The sequence below is a fragment of the Pseudomonas sp. NPDC087814 genome (genome assembly GCF_044742865.1).
Lineage (GTDB): Bacteria > Pseudomonadota > Gammaproteobacteria > Pseudomonadales > Pseudomonadaceae > Aquipseudomonas.
In genome coordinates this window covers 19,723-39,844 of record NZ_JBIUVK010000049.1, presented here as the reverse complement: position 1 = coordinate 39,844, position 20,122 = coordinate 19,723, and the positions used below count along the sequence as shown (strand labels likewise).

The window sequence follows — 20,122 nt, the reverse complement described above, 5'->3', positions numbered from 1 at the left end:
TTCCAACTTGAATCAAGTCGCAAACGGAATACTCATGAACCTTCGTACGTTGCTGGCCTTTGTCGAAGTAGTTCGCCAGGGCAGCTTCTCACAAGCAGCCGAGGTGGTATCGCTCACCCAGTCTACCGTCAGCAAGGCGGTCAAGACTCTGGAAGATGAATTGGGCACGCCGCTGTTCAATCGCATCGGCCACAAGAGCGAGCTCACGGCCGCCGGCGAAATTGCCTACCGCCGAGCGCTGGTGTTGCTGGCGGAGCGCAGTGACCTGGTGGCCGAGATCAACGACTTGCTGGGGCTCAAGCGCGGTGTATTGCGCATCGGCTTGCCGCCGGTGGGCAGTGGGGTGCTGTTTGCGGCGATGTTTGCCTTGTATCGACAGCGTTATCCGGAAATCGAGATCGAGCTGATCGAGCATGGCAGCAAGAAGTTGGGCGAATGCCTGGAGGCCGGGGAGGTGGACCTGGCCGCGTTGCTGGTACCGGTGGCGGGAGAATTTGAATATCAGGATGTGCGCGTCGAGCCACTGATGGTGGTGATGCCGATCGACCATCCTTTGGCCGGGCGTAAAAGCGTCGATTTTTCCGACCTGGCTGACTCGCCCTTTATTCTGTTCGAGGCCGGGTTTGCGCTTAACCGGATCATTCTCACAGCCTGCGAGCGCAGAGGCGTAGTCCCGCGTATCACCGCCCGCAGTGCCCAGATCGACTTTATCGTCGACCTGGTTGCCGCAGGCCTGGGTGTCGCGTTTCTACCGAGCATGCTGGCTTACAAACACCTGCACGCCGGCATCGCCCTGATCCAGCTGGACGAGCCCCAGACTGATTGGCACATCGCCCTGGCCTGGCGGCGACAGGCGCACTTGCCACCGGCGGCGCGGGCCTGGCTGGATCTGGCCCTGGAGATGGGGAATGTTCCGGACACGACCCGGCCTGCGGTCTAGCCTTGTGCGACCAGGGGCAGGCGGCTCTTGACGACTTTTTGCAGCAGCAGGGCCAGCACCTCGGTGGAATACGGCTTCTGCAGCAAGACAAAACGGCTGGCCTCTTCCTGGGCGATACGCGCGTATTCGTCGTTGTAGCCGGTGGTGAGCACCACCGGCAGCCATGGGTACAAGGCTTCGATTGCGTCCAGCAACTCCAGGCCACTCATGCCGGGCATGGAGATATCGGAGAACACCACCTGGAAGCTTTCCGGGTTGGGGGCCAGGGCTTCCAGCGCGCTGTTCGCATCCGGCACCCACAGCACGTGAAAGCCCATCTGTTCCAGGGTTTGCGAGGTGTACAGGCCCACATCGGCGTTGTCCTCGACCATCAGCACGCACAAGCCTGAGATGATGGGCGAAGCGCTGGTGTCTTGAGGTACCGGCATGGCACTTGGCTCGACCTTGGGCAGGTACAGCGTAAATTGGCTACCCCTGCCGCACTCGCTCTGTACCAGGATTTCCCCGCCTGATTGCTTGGCGAAGCCGTACACCTGGGACAAGCCCAGGCCGGTGCCCTGGCCGATACCCTTGGTGGTGTAGAAGGGCTCAAAGATCGCGTCGAGTTTTTCCGGCGGGATACCCGAGCCGGTGTCCGCCAGTTCGATGGTCACGTAATCGGCGACACGTACCGGGTGAGCGCGAACCGAGGGTAGCCAGCTTGCCGTCGAAACGGTGATGGTCAAATGCCCGTTGCCGGCCATGGCATCCCTGGCGTTCACCACCATGTTGACCAGCGCGGTATCGAACTGGCTTTCGTCGGCGTTGATAAAGCAGGCGTCGTCAGGCACCTGGATGCTTACCTTGACCCGTGAACCGGTCAGGCTGTCCATCATCTCGCCCACCCGCTTTACACTTTCGCCGACGTTGAACACCTCGGGTCGCAAAGCCTGGCGGCGGGCGAATGTGAGCAACTGGGCCGTCAGGCGGGCCGCGCGATCGACCGTGCTGGCGATGGCTTCCACGTATTTCACGCGGCGTGCTTCGCTCAGGGCAGGTGGCTTGAGCAAGTCGGCACAGGACTTGATCACCGTCAGCAGGTTATTGAAATCATGTGCGACACCGCCAGTGAGTTGGCCGATGGCTTCCAGTTTCTGTGACTGACGCAGGGCGTCTTCCGACAGTCGCAGGGCTTCCTTGGCTTCTTCCTCAGCCTGGATATCACGGCCCACGGCGTGGATGTAGTCGCTGTCGGGCACGGCCGTCCAGGCGATCATGCGGTAGCTGCCGTCCTGGTGGCGGTAACGGTTCTTGAAATTGGGGAAGTTCTTGCCATCGCCCAAACGGCTGACCGCCGAGGATGAGACGGCCAGGTCGTCGGGGTGAACCAGGGCCAGCAACTGACTGCCCACCAGGTCGTTTTCGGCGTGGCCGAGCATGCGTGTCCAGGCCGGGTTCACGGCGGAGATCACACCGTCGAGTTGTGCCACCAGCATCAGGTCCGGCGACAGGCGCCAGATACGGTCGCGATCGCGAGTGCGTTCGACCACCCGCTGTTCCAGGGACTCGTTGAGTTTGCGCAGGGACTCTTCGGCTTCGCGCAGGGGCGTGATGTCCCGGGACACGCAGAGGATTTTCTCCGGCAGGCCGTCACTGCCCATGATCGGGCTGACGTTCACGTGCCACCATTTAAGGTTGCCGGCCAGGGTGTGGGCAGCGCCGACAAAGCTGGCATTGCGACCGGCCTTGGCGGCCTCAACGGCAGCCTTGGCATCGAGATTGCCCTGGTCGTGCCAGAAGTCGGGCCAGGGGCAGCCGCGGATCGCATTGAAGTCGCTGACTTCCATGATCTGCTTGCCGCCTTCGCTCATGAAGGTCAGGCGGGCGTCGAGGTCCAGCACCTTGATGCAATCGTTGATGCTGGCAAGCACGCGTTCGGTGAAGGCTTCGCTGTGGTTGAGGCCCGCGGCGGACAAATCACTCTCGCCAGATTCAGGTGGGCTGTTTGTCTCAGGACCCGTCCCGATAGTGCTATTCATTTGAGTGCTGCCACGCGTGTTAAATGGCCGTCATCATGTCATTGCGACACTTATATCACCAGCGCCTTCACGCATATTCGATGGCAGGCAATCCGGCCTGCTGCAAGCGTGACGGCGAGATTAAAACCCGTCAGTCATATTCAGGTTCCGGGGTCTGAATAAGTGCTGGAAAAACCGTCGAAGTCTTTGAAAGAAATAGGATTGTCGGACAATTTTGCGCATGAAAAACTCTTCATAATTTGCCCGCTCGAAGATTGGTAGCTTCCTCTCGCTGCCCAATAATTCGAGTTCTAATAATGAATAAAAAACTCTTCAAGAGCGCTTTGGCGCTGTCGATTTCCCTTGCCTCCACTTCCTTGTTTGCCGGTGGTTTCGCCCTCAACGAACAAAGCATCAGTTCAATGGGGACCGGTTACGCCGGGCGTTCCTCCTCCGCGGATGACGCCAGCACGGTGTTCGGCAACCCGGCGGGCATGTCTCGCCTCAAGCAGAATGAAGTGAGCATCGGGGCGACCTACCTGGATGCCAAGTCGAACATCAAGGACGCCAGCTCCAGCCAAGGTGGCGTGGACAACCCCGGCACCAACAAAGGCGATATGGTCCCCGGCATCGCCGTACCGATGGGCTACCTGGTGACGCCGATTGATGAACACTGGGCGTTTGGCCTGGGAATCTACGCGCCGTTCGGCCTCGTGACCGACTATGAACACAGCTTCCAGGGCAATGGCTTTGGCAACAAAAGCAAGGTTCAAGTCATCACGGTGCAGCCAACCGTCAGCTATGCCTTCAACGACAAGGTTTCGGTGGGCTTCGGTCCGACCTTCAACCGTATCAGTGGCGAACTGGACTCCAAGGTCCCGGCATTTGGCCTCGGCACGGAAAGCGTAAAGGTCAAGGGCGACGACACCGCCACCGGTTTCAACGCCGGTATCCTGGTGCAGCCGATTGAAAGCACGCGCATTGGTGTGACCTACCACTCGCAGGTTGTGTATCACCTGTCGGGCAAAACCAACGCCTCGGGGGTGCTCACCGACCTGGTGGATGGCGGCCCGCAGCGGTATGACGCCAAGCTGGATGTCACCACGCCGTCGTCCGTGGACTTCTCGGTCACCCATAAACTCAACGATGACTGGACCCTGTACGTCGGCAGCACCTACACCCGCTGGAGCCAGTTGAAGAAGATTACGATCAACAACAGTGGCGTCTCTGACCTCGCCACCGAACTGGCCGGCCTGAACTCCATCACCGAAGAACAGCACTGGCATGACACCTGGTCTCACGCCATCGGCCTGTCGTACCAGTTGAACAAGCAACTGGTGCTGCGTACCGGCTTTTCGGTGGACCAGACGCCCACCAACAACACCGACCGGTCCGTACGTATTCCTACGGGCGATCGCACGGTGTTCAGCTTGGGCGCCGGCTGGACGCCAGTGGATAACCTGACCTTCGACGTCGCTTATTCCTACCTGAAAGAAGAGCCGATCAAGGTCCGCGACAATAATCCGCAACTGGCGCTGACCTACGACGCCAAGTATGAAAACAGCGCCAACGGTTTCGGCGGTTCGGTGACTTACCGCTTCTGATGCACCGGAAGAGGGCAAAGAGTCAGTTTTCTGACATGGCTCTTTGCTAGCAATTGTATCGGTCGCGCTACCAAACCTTCCCTGTCTTGGTTAAATTGGCTGCAATCCAGCTCAAGACAGGGATCGTCATGACTACGCTTTCGCCGATCAGCTCGGCCATCGCCCTTACCAATCGACCCGCCGTTACCCCGCCAGCTACGCAGGCGCCAGAAACGGGCGCCGCTGCCGTGCGACCTTCCTCGGTGGTCAGCCTTGGCAATGTCACGGTAGACGTTCAAGCCGAGACGTATTCCCGCAACGGCCAATTGCCCGGCCATGGGCCGATCAATGCCTGGGAAAGTGACAGCGACGATGCGGTCACCAAAGCGATCAGCACGAATTTCCCTGCACTGCCCAGAGGCACAGGCTTCAGCGGCCTGGGCGCCACCCTGATCGAGCAATTTGCGAAGAGCGGTACCGACATTTCCCAGTCGGCGCTGAGCACCAGCTCTTCCAGGACCCAAAGCCCCGCCGAACTCAAGGTTCAACAGGCGCTGCTGCACAGCAGGGCCGACAACCTGGTCAGCCTGACCGTCAAGACGGCCAGCGGCAAGACCGTCACCTTCAGCCTGGCCAGCCAGTTCGGAGGCTTGGCCGCGCAGGCGAAGGTGGACGGTGGCGCCCTCGGCGCCGCCGAACTCAAGGAAGTCGCCAAGTTGGGCGAAGCCTTCCAGGACGCGATCGACGGCCTGGCCGCCCAGCCGCCGAAACTCGAGCTGAACAAGCTGACGCAGTTTGATTCCAGCGTATTGGCTTCGGTGGACCTCAGCGGCAAATTGAAAGTGAGCAATGCTGACGACCTCACGCTTGCATTCCATGCGGACAGCCAGGGCCGCACCACGCGCATGAGTAGCCCGGCGGGGGAAGTGAATCTCTCGGTCGACCTGAAGAACGCCGGCATCCTCGGCAACGCCAAGCAACAGGCAATCGCGCTGAAAAGCTACCTGGCCCAGTTTGACAAGGCCCAGGCGCGGGGCAAAGCCGATGCTGACCTGATGGCGATGTTCAAGGATGCGTTTAGCGCCATGAACAGCAACTACCCGCAGGGCGCCAAAGCGCCTGCGCCGCTGACCCGCAGCGCGGCAGATCAAGGCCTGCTGACGGGCCTGGCGGATTTCAAGGCATCCATCAGCCAGGCGGCCAGTTCCCCCAACCCAGCGCGCCCAGGGGAAACCGATACGTTTGCCTATGGGATTTCCCAGAAAACGCGCATCGGCGGCAATGACCTCTCCAATCGCACGATCGATCAGGTCCAGCGATCAAGCCTCAAGGCCAGTTTCCATCAGGGCCTGGATGGCGGGAAGCCGCCGGCTTTCGATACCAGGCGCGAGTCGCAGAACTACCTCTATGTGCAGGTCGACGACAAGGCCAGCAGTGCGGCGAACATCACCTACAAGGATGGCTTCCTGACCAACGCCTCCGTGGACCAAAGCGCCAGCCAGAACACCCGCACCCAGCGATACGAGATGGCTCGACTGGTTAAAGACAGCGTGGTACCGAACGAGGCCACCAGCCATCGCGACTACCTGGTACTGCTGGAATATGCGGCGCGGGAAGGCAAGAGTGCCAAGGGCGCCGATGAAACCATCCTGAAGGATGCCCTGGCGAACATGCATCAGTGGGCGTTGCTGCAAGGCGATCCGTCCGCTTTGCCCGGTTAAACCGGTCGTTGTAAAAAAAGGGAAACCCCTGGCCGGGTTTCCCTTTTTCATGCCTGGCCGAATCCCAGATTAGGCTTTTGAAACCATTCGATATTCTGTAGCCTTGCGCAGCTTCACCGTGCTTGATGAACACAATCACTTCGTCCGGCGGCGCCCGAAAGGCTCCAGAGCCGGTGGTACACTCGACTTTCGCGCAACTGCGCCTGCAGGTCTTGCGAACATGACGCAAATTTCCGAACGCCTTCTGGTCCAAGCCCACCTCGACGCCAAGCAGCCCAAGGTGCTGAGCGCCGAAGAAGAGGCGGGCTACCGCGCCGCCATCGCCGCCGAGCTCAAGGCTCAGGACGCGGTGCTGGTGGCACACTTCTACTGCGACCCGGTGATTCAGGCCCTGGCCGAAGAAACCGGTGGCTGTGTCTCCGACTCCCTGGAAATGGCCCGCTTCGGCGCGGCGCACCCGGCCAAGACCGTATTGGTGGCGGGCGTGCGATTCATGGGGGAGACGGCCAAGATCCTCACGCCTGAAAAACGCATCCTGATGCCGACACTGGAAGCCACGTGCTCCCTGGACCTTGGCTGCCCGGTGGATGAGTTCTCGGCATTCTGTGATCAGCACCCTGAGCGCACGGTGGTGGTCTATGCCAACACGTCGGCGGCGGTGAAAGCCCGTGCTGATTGGGTGGTGACTTCCAGTTGTGCGCTGGAGATTGTCGAAAGCCTGATGGATAACGGCGAGACGATTATCTGGGGGCCGGACAAGCACCTGGGCACCTATATCCAGCGTCAGACGGGTGCAGACATGTTGCTGTGGGATGGTGCGTGCATCGTGCACGAGGAGTTCAAGTCCAAGCAGTTGGAGGACATGAAGGCGTTGTACCCGGACGCGGCGATTCTGGTGCACCCGGAGTCGCCGACGTCGGTGATCGAGTTGGCGGATGCGGTGGGGTCTACCAGCCAGTTGATTGCGGCGGCGCAGCGGTTGCCGAACAAGACGTTTATCGTGGCCACCGACCGCGGCATTTTCTACAAGATGCAGCAGCTGTGCCCGGACAAGGTGTTTGTCGAGGCGCCGACGGCGGGGAATGGGGCGGCGTGTCGCAGTTGTGCGCATTGCCCGTGGATGGCGATGAATACCCTGGAGCGCACGCTGCAGTGCTTGCGTGAGGGGAGTAATGAGATTTTTGTTGAGCCTTCGGTGATTCCGCAGGCGGTTAGACCGCTGAAGCGGATGTTGGATTTTACTCAGGCGGCTCGGTTGAGGTTGGCGGGGAATGCTTGATTTGCGGTGGGTTGGTTTGTGTACATATCCGTTGCTGCGGTAACGGCCACCTATGGTTCCGCTCTTACAGCGGGTCACTTTTGGCAAACGCCCCAAAAGTAACCAAAAGGTCTTTGCCCCACCACTCGGTGCCTCGCTTAGGCTCGGCATGCCCGCACTCCGGCACGGCTCCGCGGGCCGCCGCGACGGGCCATCCATGGCCCGGCGCGGCTAAATCGGCATCCCTGCCGATTTACCCGCTCCACCGTGCCTACTTGCGGCCATCGTGGTTAACGGGGCCCGCAGATCAAGATCAAAAGCAGATCAAGAGCACAGCGGCCTGCCGGCCGGCTTGAGTGTTAAAAGCAAAAGCAAAGACCAGAGCGAAAACAGATCTGCTTTTATGTGGGAGCGGGCTTGCTCGCGAAAAACCTGAGAGCGCCGCGTTGAATCAGGATGCCCACGTCATCGTTAACGACCTTCGCGAGCAAGCCCGCTCCCACATTTGGACCGTGCCCGCTTTAGCTTTTGATTTTGTTCTTCAACACTCAAGCCGGCCGGTAGGCCGCTGTGCTCTTGCTGTTGATCTTGATTTTGATCTTAGGCGCCCCGTTAAACCACGCTGGCCGAACGCAGGCTTTGGAGCGTGGGTAACCTGGCAGGACGCCAGGTTAGCCGTCCTGGGCCAGGGATGGCCCATGACGGCGGCCCACGGTCCAAAGCCGGAGTGAGGGCACACCGAGCCTAGGCGAGGTGCCGAGTGGTGGGGCAAGAGCGTTTTGCTTACTTTTGCGCTCTTCAAAAGTGAGCCGCTGTAAGAGCGGAACCAATAGCGGCCATAACCGCAGCAACGGATATGCCCCCAATCTAAAAACCTACTTCTTTTTCTTCGGAACCCGCACCAACCGCGTATCCGAATAAATGTCATGCCAGCCACGCTTCTGCTTGTCGAACAACGACCAGATAAACCCAAGCCCCAGGCACAACCACGAAGCAATCGACACCACAAACCGCAACAACGCCTGCCACAGACTAATCCGCGACCCATCAGCGTTCTGCACCCGCACCCCCCAAACCTGCATCCCCAGGGTCTGCCCCGAGTGCGTCCAGAACTTGGCAAAAAACCCAAACAACACAAAAAACAAAATCGTCGACAACAGCGGATCACCATCCAGCGCGCCAGACTCAGACAGCGCCCGCAGCTTGGCCTCACCGACAAACCCCATCCACACCAGCTTGTAGATGAAGGCCGTGACGATCAGCAGGGCGGTGCACAACAGGAAGTCATAGAACATCGCTGCCAGACGACGGCCCAGGCCTACGGCGGGAAACTCGCCTTGGGGGCTCAGCAGGTGTTTCGACATGGCATGGCTCTCGGCAGGAAAAAAGCCATTTTACGGAAGAACGCCCATAAAAAAGCCCCTGATGTCATATCAGGGGCTTTTTGTCGCAGCAAGGATCAGCCTTCTGCTTGTACTTCGTCGGCTTGCATGCCTTTCTGGCCTTGCACCGCGATGAAGGTCACTTTCTGGCCTTCTTTCAGGCTTTTGAAGCCGTTGCCCTGAATAGCGCGGAAGTGGACGAACAGATCCGGACCGCTTTCTGGAGTGATAAAACCAAACCCTTTTTCGTCGTTAAACCACTTGACGGTACCGCTCTGACGATCAGCCATTTTCTTATTTCCTTGACGCAAAAAAATTAATGACAGCCCCTTTCACATGAAAGAGTACTGGGCTGGGTTGCAGGAAAGTAAGAGACGTCGAACGGGTTGTAGCAAACTTTGGCTACTGCCCAGGTCCAGGTTCAAAGCGACCCATGCAAACACAGTGGGCAAACTCTACGCCAACTAATACAGAAAAAACAAGCCCCGGCAAAACCCCAGGTTTTGCTCGGCCTCGTTACACTTATGCCCACAATGTGGAACGCGTTTATTCGATAGAATTCGTCACTTGTTATAGGTGACTGAACATAACATTGACTATCGTCAATGCACTTTAATGTGGCGGTTGCGTTACAGATTAGTGCACGTTAACGCAACCGCGTTACTTATAGGAACAGTCAATCAACCACGGTAGTAACGTTGTGGTACGAATGGCATTTTACTTACACGTAGTGGCACCTTTTTCCCACGTACCAACGCAGATACTTCGGTATCCAGTGCGATGAAAGCGCTGTCCAGATAACCCATGGCCAGCGGGCCGCCCAGGCTCGGGCCAAAACCGCCGCTGCAGACGCTGCCGATCACGGTGCCGTGTTCGTCGACGATTTCTGCGCCTTCACGGACCGGCGTGCGTTCCTGTGGCAACAGGCCTACGCGTTTGCGGCTGACGCCGGTTTGTTGCTGGGTGAAGATCGCATCGGCGCCCGGGAAGCCACCGGCGCGTGCGCCATCAGCACGACGGGCCTTGGAAATTGCCCACAACAGGCTGGCTTCAATCGGCGTGGTCTCGGTGTTCATGTCATGGCCATAAAGGCACAGGCCGGCTTCCAGGCGCAGGGAGTCGCGGGCGCCCAGGCCGATGGCCTGTACTTCGGTTTCGGCCAGCAGGCTGCGGGCCAGGGCCTCGGCGTTCGCGGCCGGTACCGAGATTTCGAAGCCGTCTTCGCCGGTGTAGCCCGAGCGGCTGACGTAACAATCCACGCCCAGCAGGCGGGTCGGTGCGAATTGCATGAAGGTCATGTGCTTGACCTCCGGCGCCAGGCGCGCCAGCACGCTGACGGCAGCCGGGCCTTGCAGGGCCAGCAGGGCGCGTTCCTCGAACAGTGGCTCGATGGTGCACTGGTCACCGATGTGCTGGCGCAGGTGGGCCAGGTCCTGGTCCTTGCAGGCGGCGTTGACCACCAGGAACAGTTCGTCGTTACCCAGGTTGGCGACCATCAGGTCATCCAGGATGCCGCCTTGCTCGTTGGTGAACATCGCATAACGCTGCATGCCCACCGGCAAGTCGATGATGTCCACCGGCACCAGGGTTTCCAGGGCCTTGGCGGCACCGGCGCCGGTCAGGCGGATCTGGCCCATGTGCGACACATCGAACAACCCGGCTTGTTCACGGGTGTGCAGGTGTTCTTTCATCACGCCCAGCGGGTATTGCACCGGCATGTCGTAGCCGGCGAAGGGCACCATGCGTGCGCCCAGTTCGATGTGCAGGGCGTGCAACGGGGTTTTCAACAGGGTTTCGGTGGACATATTCAGCTCCTGAAAAACGTGCGGACGCGCTTATAGGCGTCAGCACTCGATAATGTTGACCGCCAAACCGCCACGGGCGGTTTCCTTGTATTTGCTTTTCATGTCGGCGCCGGTCTGGCGCATGGTGCGGATGACCTTGTCGAGGGACACGAAGTGTTGCCCGTCGCCGCGCAGGGCCATGCGCACCGCATTGATGGCCTTGACCGAACCCATGGCGTTGCGCTCGATGCAGGGCACCTGCACCAAGCCGCCGATGGGGTCGCAGGTCAGGCCGAGGTTGTGTTCCATGCCGATCTCGGCGGCGTTTTCTACCTGGGAAACCGTACCGCCCAACACTTCACACAGGGCGCCGGCAGCCATGGAGCAGGCCACGCCGACTTCTCCCTGGCAGCCGACTTCGGCGCCGGAGATCGAGGCGTTTTCCTTGTACAGAATGCCGATGGCCGCGGCGGTGAGCAGGAAGCGCACCACTCCGTCTTCGCTGGCCCCCGGGATAAAGCGCATGTAGTAGTGCAACACCGCCGGCACAATCCCGGCCGCACCGTTGGTGGGCGCCGTCACCACGCGCCCGCCATTGGCGTTTTCTTCGTTGACCGCCAGGGCGTACAGGTTGACCCAGTCCAGCACCGACAGCGGGTCGCGCAGCGCCGATTCCGGGTTCTTGCACAATTGGCGATGCAACGCGGCGGCGCGGCGCTTGACCTTCAGCCCTCCCGGCAAAATCCCTTCGTTGCGACAGCCCGCGTCCACGCAGTCCTGCATCACCTGCCAGATCTTCAGCAGGCCGGCGCGGGTTTCCGCTTCCGGGCGCCAGGCGCTTTCATTGGTCAGCATCACCTGGCTGATGGACAGCCCATAGGTGGCGCAATGGCCGAGCAAGTCCTTGGCACTTTTGAACGGGAACGTCAGGGGCGTGGCGTCTTCGACAATCCGGTCGTGGCCGGCGGCGTCTTCATCCACCACAAACCCGCCGCCCACCGAGTAGTACTCGCGGCTGCGAATCTGCAAGCCGGCGGCGTCGAAGGCGCGGAAGATCATGCCGTTGGGATGATAGGGCAGGGGTTTGCGAATCATCGCCAGGTGTTCTTTCTCGTTGAACGCAATGCTGTGTTCGCCGAGCAGGTTCAAGCGTGCGTTGCCGCGAATTTCCAACAGGCGGGCGGCAACGGTTTCGGTGTTCACGGTATCCGGGTGCTCGCCTTCCAGGCCCAGCAATACGGCCTTGTCACTGCCGTGGCCTTTGCCGGTGGCGCCGAGTGAGCCGTAGAGCTCCACCTTGACGCAGGTGGTGGCGCCCAGCAGGTTGTCGCGCTTCAGTCCCTCGACGAATCGAGCGGCAGCGCGCATCGGGCCGACGGTGTGAGAGCTGGAGGGGCCGATGCCAATCTTGAACAGGTCGAACACGCTTAAAGACATGGTTGTTCTCCGGTTTCTTATTATTGATCGGATGTACGCGGTCCAATGTGGGAGCGGGCTTGCTCGCGAAAGCGGTGGGTCAGTCACCAGATGTATCAACTGACACTCCGCATTCGCGAGCAAGCCCGCTCCCACATCAGGTTACGCGTAGCTCTCGATCGACGGGCACGCGCACACCAGGTTGCGATCGCCAAACACGTTGTCGACCCGGCCAACCGGCGGCCAGTACTTGGCTTCGATCAACGACGCCACCGGGTACACCGCTTGCTCGCGGCTGTATGGGTGGCTCCATTCGCCAACCAGTTCCGCAGCAGTGTGTGGTGCGTTCTTCAGCGGGTTGTCGTCCTTGTCCAGCGAGCCATTTTCCACCGCGCGGATTTCTTCGCGGATGGCGATCATCGCGTCGCAGAAGCGGTCCAGTTCTTCCCGGGATTCGCTTTCGGTCGGCTCGATCATCAGGGTGCCAGCCACCGGGAACGACATGGTCGGCGCATGGAAACCAAAGTCGATCAGACGCTTGGCCACGTCATCCACGCTGATGCCGCTGCTGTCTTTCAACGGGCGCAGGTCGAGGATGCATTCGTGGGCCACCAGGCCGTTGCTGCCGGTGTACAGCACCGGGTAGTGCTCTTCCAGGCGACGGGAAATGTAGTTGGCATTCAAAATCGCCAACTGCGAAGCGCGCTTGAGGCCTGCGCCGCCCATCATGCTGATGTACATCCAGGTGATCGGCAGGATGCTCGCGCTGCCGAACGGTGCGGCGCAGACCGCGCCTTCCTTGCGTTCCATCGCGGCATGGCCGGGCAGGAACGGCGTCAGGTGGGATTTGACGCCAATCGGGCCGACGCCCGGGCCGCCACCACCGTGGGGAATGCAGAAGGTCTTGTGCAGGTTCAAGTGGGACACATCGCCGCCGAACTTGCCCGGGGCGCAGAGGCCGACCATCGCGTTCATGTTGGCGCCGTCGATGTACACCTGGCCGCCGTTGTCGTGAATGATCCCGCAGATTTCGCGGATGCCTTCTTCGAACACGCCGTGGGTGGACGGGTAGGTGATCATCAGCGCAGCGAGGTGCTCGCGGTGCTCGATAGCCTTGGCACGCAGGTCTTCGATGTCGACGTTACCGCGTGCATCGCAGGCGGTGACCACGACGCGCATGCCGGCCATGTTGGCGGTGGCCGGGTTGGTGCCGTGGGCCGACGACGGGATCAGGCAGATATCGCGGCGTTCTTCGCCACGGCTCTGGTGATAGGCACGGATGGCCAGCAGGCCGGCGTATTCGCCCTGGGAACCGGCGTTCGGTTGCAGGGAAATCGCGTCGTAACCGGTGGCCGCGCAGAGCATGGCTTCCAGTTCGGTCGTCAGTTGCTGGTAGCCGGCGCTTTGCGAGGCCGGGGCGAACGGGTGCAGGGCACCGAACTCGGCCCAGGTCACCGGGATCATTTCGCTGGCGGCGTTGAGCTTCATGGTGCACGAGCCCAGCGGGATCATGGTGCGATCCAGGGCCAGGTCCTTGTCGGCCAGTTTGCGCAGGTAGCGCATCAGCTCGGTTTCGGAGTGGTAACGGTTGAACACCGGGTGGCTGAGAATTGGCGACTGGCGCAGCAGCGCGGCCGGCAGGGTGCTTTCAACGCTGGCAGCCAATGCGGCGAAGTCCGGCAGGGCTTTACCGCCGGCGAACACGCTCCACAGGGTTTCGATGTCGGCTTGGGAGGTGGTTTCGTCCACCGACAGGCCAACGCGTTCGCCGTCGACCACACGCAGGTTGATGCGCTGGGCGCGAGCCTTGTCGTGCAGGGCAGCAGTTTGCGCGCCGGTCTTGATGGTCAGGGTGTCGAAGAAGTGGGCTTGTTCAACTGCCAGGCCCAATGCGCCCAAGCCTTTGGCGAAGATCGCGGTCAGGTGGTGAATGCGGTTGGCAATCTGGGTCAGGCCTTTCGGGCCGTGGTACACGGCATACATGCTGGCGATGTTGGCGAGCAATACCTGGGCGGTGCAGATATTGCTGGTGGCCTTCTCGCGGCGGATATGTTGCTCGCGGGTCTGCATGGCCAGGCGCAGGGCCGGCTTGCCGAAACGGTCCACGGAGACGCCGACCAGACGGCCCGGCATGTCGCGCTTGAACGCATCCTTGGTGGAGAAGTACGCCGCATGCGGGCCACCGAAGCCCAGCGGCACGCCGAAGCGTTGCGCGCTGCCGATGGCCACGTCGGCGCCGAACTCACCCGGCGGGGTCAGCAGGGTCAGGGCCAGCAGGTCGGCGGCCACGGCCACCAGTGCGTTGGCGGCGTGGAAGCGCTCGGTCAGCTCGCGGTAGTCGAACACGTCACCGTTGCTGGCCGGGTATTGCAGCAGGGCGCCGAAGAAGGCGCTGACGTCGGTCAGTTCACGCTCGTCGCCCACCACCACGTCGATGCCCAGCGGCTCGGCACGGGTGCGCAATACGTCGAGGGTTTGCGGGTGGCTGTGCACGGAGGCGAAGAACGCGTTGCTGCCTTTGTTCTTGCTCAGGCGTTTGCAGAAGGTCATGGCTTCGGCAGCGGCGGTGGCTTCGTCCAACAGCGAGGCGTTGGCGATCGGCAGGCCGGTGAGGTCGCTGATCAGCGTCTGGAAGTTCAGCAGCGACTCCAGGCGGCCCTGGGAAATCTCCGGCTGATACGGAGTGTAGGCGGTGTACCAGGCCGGGTTTTCCAGCAGGTTGCGCAGGATCGGCGACGGTGTATGGCAGTTGTAGTAGCCCTGGCCGATGTAGGTCTTGAACAGCTCGTTCTTGGCGGCGATCGCCTTGATCGAAGCCAGTGCGTCGGCTTCGCTCAAGCCATCGCTCAGGCCCAGCACAGCGGTGCCCTTGATGCTTTCCGGGATCACGCTGGCGCTCAGGGCTTCCAGGGAATCAAAGCCCAGGGTGGCGAGCATGTGTTGCTCGTCGTCCTGGCGCGGGCCGATGTGGCGGGCGATGAATTCGTTGGCGGTGGTCAGATTAGTCATGGCGCGCTCCTCAGGCTTCAGCGTTGGCTTTGATCAGGCGGTCATACGCATCCTGATCCAACAGCTTAGCTACTGCGTCGGCATCAGCCGGTTTAAAGCGGAAGAACCAGCCTTCGCCCATCGGGTCTTCGTTGACCAGCTCGGGGCTGCCGTCCAGCTTTTCGTTTACTTCGAGGACTTCGCCGTCCAATGGCATGTATACGCCGCTGGCGGCCTTGACCGATTCAACGGTGGAGGCTTCTGCCCCTTTGTCGTAGGACTGCAGCTCAGGCAGTTGCACGAAAACCACATCACCCAGCGCGTTCTGCGCAAAAGCGGTAATGCCCACGGTCACGCTGCCGTCGGCTTCGGCGCGCAGCCATTCGTGATCTTCAGTAAAGCGCAACTCGCTCATGGAAACTCCTCAGGGCCAGATTCGTCTGGTGGACGGGATTGGAATAATGGGGAGTTGCTTAGCAAAATTGCGGCCAATGTTTTTTTATCGTTATAAAACAATTAGTTACTGATTATGGCGGGTGATGATCGGAAGGTGGTTGTAGCGATATCGCTACAGCTGGGCCGTTGAAAAAAAGACTATGAGGATCAAAGCCTTGCATCGCGACGCCTGGGACGGTGTGTATTGATATCGTTCCACTGTAGCGCTTTCAGTACAGGCGGAGGTCGCTTTTGAGGGCGCCGTAGATCAAATGTGGGAGCGGGCTTGCTCGCGAAAGCGGTATGTCAGTGCCGAATGTATTGACTGACCCAACGCATTCGCGAGCAAGCCCGCTCCCACATGTTGATCGCGTGCAGTCAGTCAGGGCTTGTTGGGAATACCGTACTTGCGCAGGCGATGGGCAATGGCGGTGTGGGAGGTTTGCAGGCGGCTGGCCAGCTGGCGCGTGGACGGATAGCTGACATAGAGCTTCTCCAGCAACCCGCGCTCGAAATCCTCCACGGCCTGCTCCAGGCTGTCGACTTCACCATCGTTCTGCCGCGCCACCGAGGTGCCGGCGATGTCCAGGTCGCCGATGTCCACCAGGCTGCTTTCGCAAATGGCTGCGGCGCGGAAGATCACGTTCTGCAACTGGCGCACGTTGCCTGGCCAGCGGTTGCCCAGCAGCGCCGGGTAGGTGCCCGGCGCCAGGCGGCAGACCGGGCGCTGGATCTGCGCGCAGGCCTGCTGCATGAAGTAGCGGGCCAGCAGCAGGATGTCCTGGCCGCGCTCGCGCAGGGGCGGCACTTCGACGTTGAGCACATTGAGGCGGTAGAACAGGTCTTCGCGGAAGGTGCCTTCGCTGACCATCTTTTCCAGGTCGCGGTGGGTGGCGCTGAGGATCCGCACATTGACCTTCACCTCACGGTCGCCGCCCACCCGGCGGAAGCTGCCGTCGTTGAGAAACCGCAGCAGCTTGGCCTGCAAGTACGGCGACATCTCGCCGATCTCGTCGAGGAACACCGTGCCCTGGTTGGCCAGTTCCATCAGCCCCGGCTTACCGCCACGCTGGGCACCGGTGAAGGCGCCGGGGGCGTAGCCGAACAGTTCGCTCTCGGCCAGGTTCTCCGGCAGCGCCGCGCAGTTCAGGGCCAGGAACGGCGCGCTGTGGCGTGCGCTGATGGCGTGGCAGGCACGGGCCACCAGCTCCTTGCCGGTGCCGGTCTCGCCCTGGATCAACAACGGTGCATCCAGCGCCGCCACCCGTTGCGCCCGCGCCTTGAGGGTGCGGATCGCCGGAGACTCGCCCAACAACGCGTCGAAACCTTCGGCGTGGTCATGGTGCAGCGCCGACAGTTGTTCGCCGATGCGGTTGGGTTGGTACAGGGTCAGCAGGGCGCCGGCGTCGGTGATCGGCGTGGCGTCCAGCAGCAGGGTCTGGCCGTTGACGCTGATTTCCCGCAGGGCCAGGCGAAAGCCGTGCTCCAGCAGGGTGGCCAGCAGGGTTGGGTCGTCGAACAGTTCGTTGATGCTTTCCCCGGCGGGTTCACGACCGTACAAGGCGATCAGCGCCGGGTTGGCCAGCAGGATCTTGCCGGCGCTGTCCAGGGCCAGTACCGGGTCGGTCATGGCGGCGAGCAGGGCATCGAGTTGCAGGTGCTGGCGCTGGCCGGGGAGGATGTCGACCACGGTCACGGCTTGCACGCCGCGCACGCTGAACAGTGCATCACGCAGCTCTTCCAGTACCTCGGCGCTCAAGGTTGGCGCGTCGATGTAGACGTTGGGCGGAACCATTTCCACCGCATCCAGGTTCAGATTGCGCCCACCGAGCAAGGCCAGGACTTCCTGGGTGATGCCGACGCGGTCGATGAAGCTGACGTGGATACGCATGGGGCTGTTTTTGGTTCTGGCGAGCGAGAGGTGGCAAGTATGCCTTGGAGAAGATAGAGATCAAAATGTGGGAGCGGGCTTGCTCGCGAATGCGGTGTGTCAGTCACCGGATGTATTAGCTGACACACCGCATTCGCGAGCAAGTCGAATCGTCGCACCGCCGCTCCCACATTTAATGGTTGGTGCCTGGGAAATCGGGTTATTCGAGGTGTTCGGGTTTGACTGGATCCCCAGGCTTCACATCCAGCTGATGCCGCACATCCTCAAACATCAAATCGTACTGCTTGTGCATCTGGCCATTGAGCACGGCAATCTTCGGCATGCCGTACTTCTGCGCGATGTTCATCGCCTGCCGGGCGAAGTCGAACGACTGGTCCTTGGGCAGGAAGAACTCTTCCTTGAGCTCCTTGCCCTGCACCGTGCCGTGCATCTTGAAGAGCATTCCCTTGCCTTCCTTTGGGTCCTGGCTGACTTCGTAGTCGATGCACAGGTTGTAGCTGTAGTCATCCTTGTTCAGCGCGTGGCGTTCGATGTGCAGGTGACCAGGTTCAAAGGTAGCCATAGGCGTTTCTCCTCTACTTCACAGGTAGGTGATGCCAGGTTTTGCGGTACTGATGCGGGTGCCGGCGCTGCCCTGGACGATCGCTTCGATGTCCGAGAGTGAACCGATCACTGCGGTTTTTCCAGTCTGGCGGGCGAACTCGCACGCGGCCTGGACCTTGGGCCCCATGGAGCCGGCAGCGAAGCCGAGCTTTTCGATTTCGTCCGGGTGTGCCTGGCCGATGGCTTTCTGGGTGGGCTTGCCGAAGTCGATAAAGGCGGCATTGACGTCGGTGGCGATCACCAGCAAATCGGCGTCCAGTTGCCCGGCCAGCAACGAGGAGCACAGGTCTTTGTCGATCACGGCTTCAATGCCCTTGAGCTTGCCGTCTTCGCCATACATCGTCGGAATCCCGCCGCCGCCGGCGCAGATCACGATGCTGCCTTTTTCCAGCAGCCACTGGATCGGGCGGATTTCAAAGATCCGCTTTGGCCGTGGGCTGGCCACCACGCGGCGATACTTGTCGCCATCGGGGGCAATCGCCCAGCCTTTTTCAGCGGCCAGTTTTTCCGCTTCGGCTTTGGAGTACACCGGGCCGATGGGTTTGGTCGGGTTCTGGAAGGCCGGGTCCTTGGCGTCCACTTCCACCTGGGTCAGCAGCGTGGCGAACGGCACTTCGAAGTCCAGCAGGTTGCCCAGTTCCTGTTCGATGATGTACCCGATCATGCCCTCGGTTTCGGCTCCCAACACATCCAGCGGGTAAGGTGAAACCTGGGTGTAGGCGGCAGCCTGCAGCGACAGCAGGCCCACTTGCGGGCCATTGCCGTGGGCAATCACCAGCTCGTTGCCTTTGTGGATCTTGGCGATCTGTTCGGTGGCGATGCGGATATTGGCCCGTTGATTGTCTGCGGTCATGGGTTCACCACGGCGCAGAAGGGCGTTGCCGCCCAGTGCAACGACGATACGCATATAAGGTTGTCCTTCCAGAATCCAGCGTTGTGAACACCGGGCCAAATGTGGGAGCGGGCTTGCTCGCGAAAGCGGTGTGTCGGTGAAAAATATAGCGACTGGCACGCCGCCTTCGCGAGCAAGCCCGCTCCCACATTTTGGACCGCGTATCAAAAGTGGGAGCGGTATTGGTTTAGATATCCGCCAGCGCCGACACCAGGATCGCCTTGATGGTGTGCATACGGTTTTCCGCCTGCTCAAAGGCGATGTTGGCCGGGGACTCAAACACTTCTTCGGTCACTTCCACGCCATTGGCCAGGTTCGGATAACGCGCGGCGATGTCCTTGCCGACCTTGGTCTCGCTGTTGTGGAACGCCGGCAGGCAGTGCATGAATTTCACGCGGGGATTGCCCGAGGCCTTCATCATCTTGGCGTTGACCTGGTACGGCAGCAGTTGCTCGATGCGCTCGTCCCACGCTTCCACCGGTTCGCCCATGGACACCCAGATATCGGTGTGGATGAAGTCCACGCCTTTCACCGCTTCCTTCGGGTCTTCGGTGATGGTGATGCGCGCGCCGCTTTCCTCGGCAAATTCCTGGCACTGCTTGATGAAATCAGCATGGGGCCACAGGGCTTTCGGTGCGCCGATGCGCACGTCCATGCCCAGCTTGGCGCCAATCATCAGCAGCGAGTTGCCCATGTTGTAGCGGGCGTCGCCCAGGTAGGCGTAGCTGATGTCATGCAGCGGCTTGTCGCTGTGCTCGCGCATGGTCAGGGTGTCGGCGATCATCTGGGTGGGGTGGAATTCGGCGGTCAGGCCGTTGAACACCGGCACCCCGGCGAACTTGGCCAGCTCTTCGACGATTTCCTGTTCAAAGCCACGGTACTCGATGGCATCGAACATCCGGCCGAGGACGCGGGCGGTGTCTTTCATGCTTTCTTTGTGGCCGATCTGCGACGACACCGGGTCGATGTAGGTGACGTGGGCACCCTGGTCGTGGGCCGCGACTTCGAACGCGCAACGGGTGCGGGTCGAGGTTTTTTCGAAGATCAGCGCGATGTTTTTGCCCTTCAGGTGCGGACGCTCGGTGCCGGTGTATTTGGCGCGCTTGAGGTCGCGGGACAGGTCCAGCAGGTAGTGCAGCTCGCGAGTGGTGTGGTGCATCAGCGACAGCAGGCTGCGGTTGCGCATATTAAAAGCCATGGTGGATCTCCTTCTGTTTAGGTTATCCCCCTGG

Annotated in this window: 15 protein-coding genes; 4 read left to right on the top strand and 11 right to left on the bottom strand. The window is 60.8% G+C overall.

The window, feature by feature from the left end:
* The first annotated feature begins 34 nt into the window (after positions 1-34).
* Positions 35-940, top strand: a complete 906-nt coding sequence (locus tag ACIOMR_RS25700) for a LysR family transcriptional regulator (RefSeq protein ID WP_003209844.1) — start codon at positions 35-37, stop codon at positions 938-940.
* Here ACIOMR_RS25700 and ACIOMR_RS25695 read toward each other — a convergent pair.
* Positions 937-2,895: a PAS domain-containing sensor histidine kinase gene (locus ACIOMR_RS25695; protein WP_087692901.1), complete on the bottom strand. Its 1,959-nt coding sequence runs from the start codon at positions 2,893-2,895 to the stop codon at positions 937-939. The two genes, ACIOMR_RS25700 and ACIOMR_RS25695, sit on opposite strands and share 4 nt — an antisense overlap.
* Positions 2,896-3,254: 359 nt before the next feature.
* Between ACIOMR_RS25695 and ACIOMR_RS25690 the strand changes: the two genes are divergently transcribed.
* The 3 genes from ACIOMR_RS25690 to nadA all read left to right on the top strand — a co-directional run bounded on the left by ACIOMR_RS25690 (position 3,255) and on the right by nadA (position 7,520).
* Positions 3,255-4,541, top strand: coding sequence for an OmpP1/FadL family transporter (locus ACIOMR_RS25690; protein WP_008432395.1), 1,287 nt, complete (start codon positions 3,255-3,257; stop codon positions 4,539-4,541).
* A 128-nt stretch (positions 4,542-4,669) separates the two neighbouring features.
* Positions 4,670-6,241 (top strand): lactate dehydrogenase, encoded by a 1,572-nt coding sequence (locus ACIOMR_RS25685; RefSeq protein WP_401197069.1) that lies wholly within the window; start codon positions 4,670-4,672, stop codon positions 6,239-6,241.
* A 220-nt stretch (positions 6,242-6,461) separates the two neighbouring features.
* Positions 6,462-7,520 (top strand): quinolinate synthase NadA, encoded by a 1,059-nt coding sequence (gene nadA / locus ACIOMR_RS25680; protein WP_003209852.1) that lies wholly within the window; start codon positions 6,462-6,464, stop codon positions 7,518-7,520.
* Positions 7,521-8,374: 854 nt separating this feature from the next.
* On the opposite strand, the gene ACIOMR_RS25675 is transcribed toward nadA, so the two are convergent.
* The 10 genes from ACIOMR_RS25675 to ACIOMR_RS25630 form a co-directional block, all read right to left on the bottom strand.
* On the bottom strand, positions 8,375-8,863 hold the full coding sequence (locus ACIOMR_RS25675) for an RDD family protein (protein WP_003220044.1): 489 nt from the start codon (positions 8,861-8,863) through the stop codon (positions 8,375-8,377).
* Between the two features lie 95 nt (positions 8,864-8,958).
* A complete protein-coding gene (locus tag ACIOMR_RS25670) occupies positions 8,959-9,171 on the bottom strand; it encodes a cold-shock protein (protein WP_003220045.1) in 213 nt (70 codons plus the stop codon).
* Between the two features lie 390 nt (positions 9,172-9,561).
* On the bottom strand, positions 9,562-10,686 hold the full coding sequence (gcvT, locus tag ACIOMR_RS25665) for a glycine cleavage system aminomethyltransferase GcvT (protein WP_003220046.1): 1,125 nt from the start codon (positions 10,684-10,686) through the stop codon (positions 9,562-9,564).
* A gap of 39 nt (positions 10,687-10,725) precedes the next feature.
* Positions 10,726-12,102: an L-serine ammonia-lyase gene (locus ACIOMR_RS25660; RefSeq protein ID WP_087692646.1), complete on the bottom strand. Its 1,377-nt coding sequence runs from the start codon at positions 12,100-12,102 to the stop codon at positions 10,726-10,728.
* A gap of 141 nt (positions 12,103-12,243) precedes the next feature.
* Complete coding sequence (gcvP, locus tag ACIOMR_RS25655) at positions 12,244-15,090, bottom strand: aminomethyl-transferring glycine dehydrogenase (protein ID WP_003220048.1); 2,847 nt, start codon at positions 15,088-15,090, stop codon at positions 12,244-12,246.
* A gap of 10 nt (positions 15,091-15,100) precedes the next feature.
* On the bottom strand, positions 15,101-15,484 hold the full coding sequence (gene gcvH / locus ACIOMR_RS25650; protein ID WP_177036758.1) for a glycine cleavage system protein GcvH: 384 nt from the start codon (positions 15,482-15,484) through the stop codon (positions 15,101-15,103).
* 402 nt (positions 15,485-15,886) lie between these two features.
* Positions 15,887-17,395, bottom strand: coding sequence for a sigma-54-dependent transcriptional regulator (locus ACIOMR_RS25645; RefSeq protein WP_102605962.1), 1,509 nt, complete (start codon positions 17,393-17,395; stop codon positions 15,887-15,889).
* 199 nt (positions 17,396-17,594) lie between these two features.
* Positions 17,595-17,957, bottom strand: coding sequence for a DUF5064 family protein (locus ACIOMR_RS25640; protein WP_003220051.1), 363 nt, complete (start codon positions 17,955-17,957; stop codon positions 17,595-17,597).
* Between the two features lie 18 nt (positions 17,958-17,975).
* Positions 17,976-18,905 (bottom strand): carbamate kinase, encoded by a 930-nt coding sequence (arcC, locus tag ACIOMR_RS25635; protein ID WP_087692649.1) that lies wholly within the window; start codon positions 18,903-18,905, stop codon positions 17,976-17,978.
* A gap of 172 nt (positions 18,906-19,077) precedes the next feature.
* Complete coding sequence (locus ACIOMR_RS25630; RefSeq protein WP_010169901.1) at positions 19,078-20,088, bottom strand: ornithine carbamoyltransferase; 1,011 nt, start codon at positions 20,086-20,088, stop codon at positions 19,078-19,080.
* Positions 20,089-20,122 lie beyond the last annotated feature (34 nt).